The sequence below is a fragment of the Chitinophaga sp. genome (assembly GCF_036566945.1).
Taxonomy (GTDB): Bacteria; Bacteroidota; Bacteroidia; order Chitinophagales; family Chitinophagaceae; genus Chitinophaga.
In genome coordinates, this window is the sequence record NZ_DATCVJ010000812.1 from 1 (window position 1) to 6,101 (window position 6,101).

A 6,101-nucleotide genomic window follows, 5' to 3' on the forward strand; every position below is an offset into this window, starting at 1 on the left:
GTTTTCCGGCGTTTGCTCCTTTTACTGCGTAGTCAATGGCTTCTGTAAATTCATTGATGTCCTTCCAGATTTTCTGGATCTTCATGGTTTCCTTCAGGCCCACCCAATCAATACCCTTCAGCTGGCATTTGGTGAGCTGGCACATATTCAAAAACACTTTCAGCTCCTCCACCAACACCTCCACGGTGACTTTACCATCCAGTCGCGTTTTGATGATACGTTCCAGATTGGAGTAGTATTGATAACTGGCACGTATTGGTTTAAGGAACCAGGTCTTTTCTTCTTCCGTAAAACCAAACCTGTTGCGGGTATACAACTGAGTGGCCTGTGCTACTGCCATTAAACGGGTGCAGGTCATGGTATACAGTACATAATACAAAGCCGCTTTATGGGGTTCCGGGTCATGAATATACGTTTCTGTTCTATGTGTTCTCTTATCCTCCCGTACCTCTCTGGTAGACGTATACACCTCCTTGAGATATTTAAGGATCTGAAACAGGACCAGGACATCCCCGCGGGATTCTTGTTTAATGTACATGTTAAAAGCATCCAGGAGAACGTTGAGCACCATCACCTCCGTTTGTTCCCATACCTCCTTTCCCTGCGCACTGTTCCAAATGGTTTCTATGTTTTTTGTCTGCGCCTCCAAACGGCATTTTGCCTGGATGTTGGTCTTAGGATCGAAGCCATACAAATCATCCATCGTTTTGGCAGGATAGCCAAACTGACGGGCATATTCATCTTTCAGTTTATCCAATATAGATTTTTGCTCCGCCTTTTTCTTCCGCGCCGCCACGCGGAAGGCATCAATGTAAGAGCGTACGGTTTTGCTTAAGTCAACATACCTTTTCTTAAAACTGTTGTAGCTGTCTGACACCGCATTACCCGTTAATACCTTGTCCCATATATCAAACAAATCACCATGGTTACTATCCACGCGGGCGCTTTGCGCTATCAATAACTGAAAGGTAATGTCAGACATGTAGAAATGAATGCTGTTGGCGTTGTAGCTGTACCGGCTATACAACTCCAGGTAGACATTCATTAACTGTACCAGTATCGCCGAGTCTTTCGTGGACACCACGATTTTTAAAGCGGCCTGGTATTCCTTTGTAAACAGCCGCTGGTACTTGTCATTAAAGTCTACCTGGTCGGCAATGTGCTCCGTTTTTTGGGAGAACACCTTTTCTATGAGCTGGCGAAAGCCAGTCACCACTTTACTTTCAGCCATATCGTTGCATCGTTAAATATCATCGATATCAATATTGGGATTCAGTCCGGTACCTTCTACCACAATCTTTTTATCTATTTTCGGATCATCATACTCCTGGGTAACAAGACGGGCAGCACGACGGATATTATCCAGTTCCATACTGCGTACTTCTGCCTGAACTTTCTTCACATCTTCGAAGCGGTGTGCCAGTTTGAAGTATTCGAGGATAGTATGAGATCCCGGCAAAGCTTCAATAAACAGGGAGCCGGTAGGAACTGTCAGGATATCACCACTGCGCAAGGGGTCCAGCAGCAATTGGGAGTACAATTGTTTTAGCTCGTCTTCAATAGTAGAGAAATCATCGTTCATCTGTGCACGTAAAGCTGCTACATAATTTTCAAAGTCATCCAGGCTCCAGTTGCCGAGGTTATCGGGGTCTGTTAATCCAAACTCGGTGTCGATGTAAGGCGCCATCATAAAGTCTGTCAGGATATTGGATTCATTCATAGGAAAAATCATGTAGTTCCCTTTGAAGCCGAGCATGGTATCCAGATCCGCCATTTCTTTCAGGGTGGTTTCTTTCACCTCCATATCTACTTCCAGCGTGTATGCGTGGCGGGTTTTATTGGGTATGGCATAATCGTTTAGTCCCTTCGGTTCAGGGGCTACTTTAATGCTTACTTTATAATTACCATCGAAGACAGGTACCCTGGTGTCCAGTAAACGGAAAAAACGTTGGTCCGCATATTCGGCACTCCAGATGGCCTGCATATAATAAAGGATATTGTCTTTGAAATGCTCTAACAAACGGGCGATATGTGTTTCTTTTTCGATGATCTCTTTTCTTTTCATCGCCAGTTCTTTACTCAGGCTGTTGAGGGTATTGTTCTCATTTTCCAGTCGTGCCATCAGGTCACGGCGTTCTGCCTCTGCCCGCTGATAAGCATCAGTGGCTGCTTCCCGGCGTATGCGCGCGGCTTCTGACCGACCCCGGGAGCTCTCATCACTTTCCCCGATGCCGAATAAACTGCCCACACCCTTCACGATACTGTTGTCCATGATGCCGCCAATGATCGGGATACTGCCAAACAGGCTACCACCGCCACCGCTGAGTGCATTGGCCTGTGCGGTAATGGCTGCCTGCATCGCGCGGCTCAGGATGCCCACCTGGTCATTATAGAATTTTACATTTTGTCGCAGCTCTTTGATGATCTGTCTTTGTTCCCGCACGGTCCTGTCTAATTCATCCAGCAACAACTTTTCACCGTTAATGATATAGATATATTCCATGCCGGTTTTAAAGCTGTCGTCCAGCAGGGATCTTTTCAGGATCCAGTCGTGTGAAAGCACCCATTCATTATTAATTTCGTGTGGCGCCGGCATTTCCTGTGCCACCATGATCACGGGCCGCAGGCGATACAGTCGCTCGCTGACTTTAAAAAGTCTTTGCAGTTCGTAAAATAAATACGTCACCGTTAATTCATCATTGGGATTGGTAATTTCACCTGACTCGGATATTTCAGATTCATACGTTTCTTCTGTCAGGATTTCTACTTTGCGTTCATTTTTATATTCCTGTGCGGCTTTCATCACGGACTCGCGGAAGTCTTTTTTAGTTTGCTGCGAATCTTTAGATGCATCGCTGGCTAACTTCACGGTGGAAGTGCTGGAGCTTTCTATGGGGCCTATGGTGCCACCGGCTTTTGCTTCGTTAGAGGCGTCTACTGTACTTTTGTTGCTGGCCTTGTCGATAATATCCGATTCTGCCCTGGAGGTATTGGAAGAATCGGATTTTGTTATTTTCAGATTGTCTTCCTGTTCCTTTTTACTTCTATGCTTTTTCACCACTGTTTTCTTCGCGTATTTCCTGGTTTCCCTTGGCGACAGTGGAATGGTTTTCACCAGCTCTCCTGCCTGGTAATTTTGTGGTTCCCATTTTTGTTGATAGGTGAGCAATAAACCAAAATTCACGCTTCGCTCTGTGCTGTTGGCCGCGTAGTATTTAAAAGAATAGCTGGTATTCAGGTGTGCTTTGAGGTCCGCTATCAGGCTGTTGGCATTGGAGAGAGAAGATAATTCATTGGCTACTTCATCATTATCATTCAGCCGCTCTATGGCTGTTTTTACGAGGTTACTTCCTTTTTGTTTGAAGAGGGCAATCACCTGTTCTTTGCCACCATCCTGCGTGATGTGGGGATCGAGGTTTGGAATGGGTTTATTATTCGGGCCAAATCCTTCTGCCAGAAAATCGGATAATCCATTGTTATAATTATGTGTGAGGGTGAGCGCCAGCATGTTCAACACCCTTCTTTCCATGGGTAGCAGCCGGTTCCAGACGGCCAGTGCTTCCGGAAATTCAATGATCACATCTTGTGATGGATCTTCTATCGGTGTTTGATTGGGGAAGTACCCGGAAACATTATAGGTACCCAGTATTAATGGAAACGGATCACCACCATTGGCCACTACCTCATTGTAGGATTTTTCTGCTTTGTCGATCAGGCCGAGGTCTATGGCTTCCTGCCAAACATTGTCGAAAGCAATTTTCAGGGAATGGAAATCATAAAACGCGGCTACATCTGCCGGACCTTTTTGAAAGATGGTGTTGTTGATGCTCTGATCAATATCTGTGCTGGTGGGTCTTTTCTCCAAAGAAATAATCGGTAAACCCACGGCCACCTGTTCTTCCGGAGAAGTAGCGGTGATCATCTGGTGGGCTACATACAACGGGATATCACTTTCTGTGGTTGGTGTAATCACCGGGGTAGTGCTACCGGGATCTGTTCCACCGTTGTTACTGTTGTCTGGTGCCTGTGTTCTGGCAAGGCGGGCAGTGGGATGGTCCATGAAAAAATCCTTCCCGGATCCTTCTGCGGTTTTTCTAAAAATTTTTGGTAGAATATCTGATTCAACGATGGTATCTGGTAAGACAAACATGCCACTGCCACTATTGAGGTAAGGCTGGTACTTATTTTTTTCATCTTCCGAAAGATAAATAAAACCTTGTACCTGCCTGTTGGCGGGCGACACGGCGGTACCAAAAGTACCTTGCACTGTGGTGGTGATATTGCCGATGGCGGTAGCGGCCACACTCATACCAGGTTTCACAAACGAGGTGCTGTTACGGAAACTTTCAGGCACGCGGGAAACACTGTCTATAAACGGTTTGGTAAATTCAGTGGTCCGCTTTTCGTTGCTGAGGTCCTGGTCTTTAATAATATTATCCTTGAAAAGGGTTTGTTTCCTTGCAGAGAAATCCTTGTTCCCTTTAATGGTTTTTTCCAGCGAAGTCAGCATGTTGGTATTGTCGCCGGGAGCGATGCCCGCTGTCGGTACTTTCACGCCTTTTTCCTCCAGCAATGCCGTTTTCAGCTTAATGATGTAAGCTTCATAAGTGCCGGCATTCAATCGCGCATCGAGGGAAAAATACAGCAATCTTTTTTCCAGGGGAAGATCCGGTTCTTCGGCGGCCAGTACAGCTAACAGCAAATCAGGTTTTGTTTCTTTGGCGCCGGGAGGCAGATTAAAATCTTTCGATGTTACCTCCAGGTAAAACTCACCTTCCGTATTGGTGAGTACAGAACCGATCCTGTCGCCGGCACTAAACAGGTCGCTGATGTTGATGCCGCCATTATTGACGGCCGTGCTGCTTCTGGCAATCACAGGCCCACCGGCAGTTTCGGGGTCTGCCCATTTGTCCAGGTCCACCAGCACCACTAATAAATCTGCCAGGCCCGCACCGGATTCCTTATGCAGAATTTTTCCGGAAATCGTATTCGATTTCAAAACAGGGGATTGTTTAACGGCTTCCATACCTATTAAGCATTAATGTTGGGGTTATTGGGGTTTCTTAACAATAATTAAGTTAGTAAAAAGGGAAGCGCGTATAAAACGTCAATTATCAGATGGTGGATATGGGATAATGAATGGCGGGATTAGTCTTTAAAATGGTAAAAAAGAGTATTGGAAGAAGCCGTTATACCGCAGTAGACGCTGTCTGCAACAGTATTAAAACTTCTTCCATTCATTATTCTATATTTTTCACGGCTTTTTTGCCGAGGCGTTCTTCCAGTTGTTGCAGGTATAAACTATGTGGTTGAACGGGCGTACCATGCGATACATAGGCGCCTTCCGGTAGCACGCCTACCCTTTCAAAAGGACGGCCTTCCTGCCGGCGGTCGCCGGTGCAGCCTATCATCCAGTTCATAGCGCCGGGAGGCCGCTGGTTCAGGAATGATTTCGCGCTGCAATTCCAGGCCACTGCCCAGCCAATAGCCCAGCCGTGGCCGGTCCCCATTTCACCACGGTTCATCAGTTCTATACCACCGCCGGGAACGGTGCAATTGTCGATCAGCATGCCGGTAGCCCAACGTTGATGGGGTTGAATCCATCCACCGCCATCGAAGGTGCAATCCATTACTACAATAGGCCCGGTGGCTTTTGCACCGGTGGCAATGTAAAAAACATTGCTGCCTTTAATATAACAACGCCTCACCAATAGCTGAGGACCGCTGGCATTGATGTCTGCCGGCTTGGCGGCACCAATGGTAATGGTGTCGTGATAAATATGAATGCGGTCCAGCGTTACCCGTCTACCGGTTACGCTTACACTATTTATAGTATTGTAGATATCGATATCCGTTGCCCAGGCATCAGTAACACCACTGATAAAAAATGCCTGATGGTGCCGCTCACTGATCGTACCGGTTTGTGTGGGAGAAATCATCCTGAAATTTGAGATGCCGCAATCGTGGAGTTCTCCGCTGCTGCTTATTTTGCTTACCGTAGTACCTTGAGGTGATGTATAGATGGCATCGTAACTATCTGTCAGCGGCACGTCCAGCAACAGGGTGCTGCCTTTGACCGCCTGTACAATGCGATCTGTAGT

At 46.6% G+C, this 6,101-nt stretch carries 2 protein-coding genes and 1 pseudogene; all 3 read right to left on the reverse strand.

The window, feature by feature from the left end:
- A partial coding sequence (locus VIP81_RS24545) for a hypothetical protein (RefSeq protein ID WP_331967552.1) occupies positions 1-1,231 on the reverse strand: 1,231 nt, incomplete at its 3' end.
- A 12-nt stretch (positions 1,232-1,243) separates the two neighbouring features.
- The gene (locus VIP81_RS24550) at positions 1,244-4,999 is read right to left on the reverse strand and encodes a hypothetical protein (protein WP_331967554.1); all 3,756 of its coding nucleotides are present in this window, start codon (positions 4,997-4,999) and stop codon (positions 1,244-1,246) included.
- Positions 5,000-5,240: 241 nt separating this feature from the next.
- Positions 5,241-6,101 (reverse strand): annotated as a pseudogene (locus VIP81_RS24555) (hypothetical protein); the annotation flags it as partial.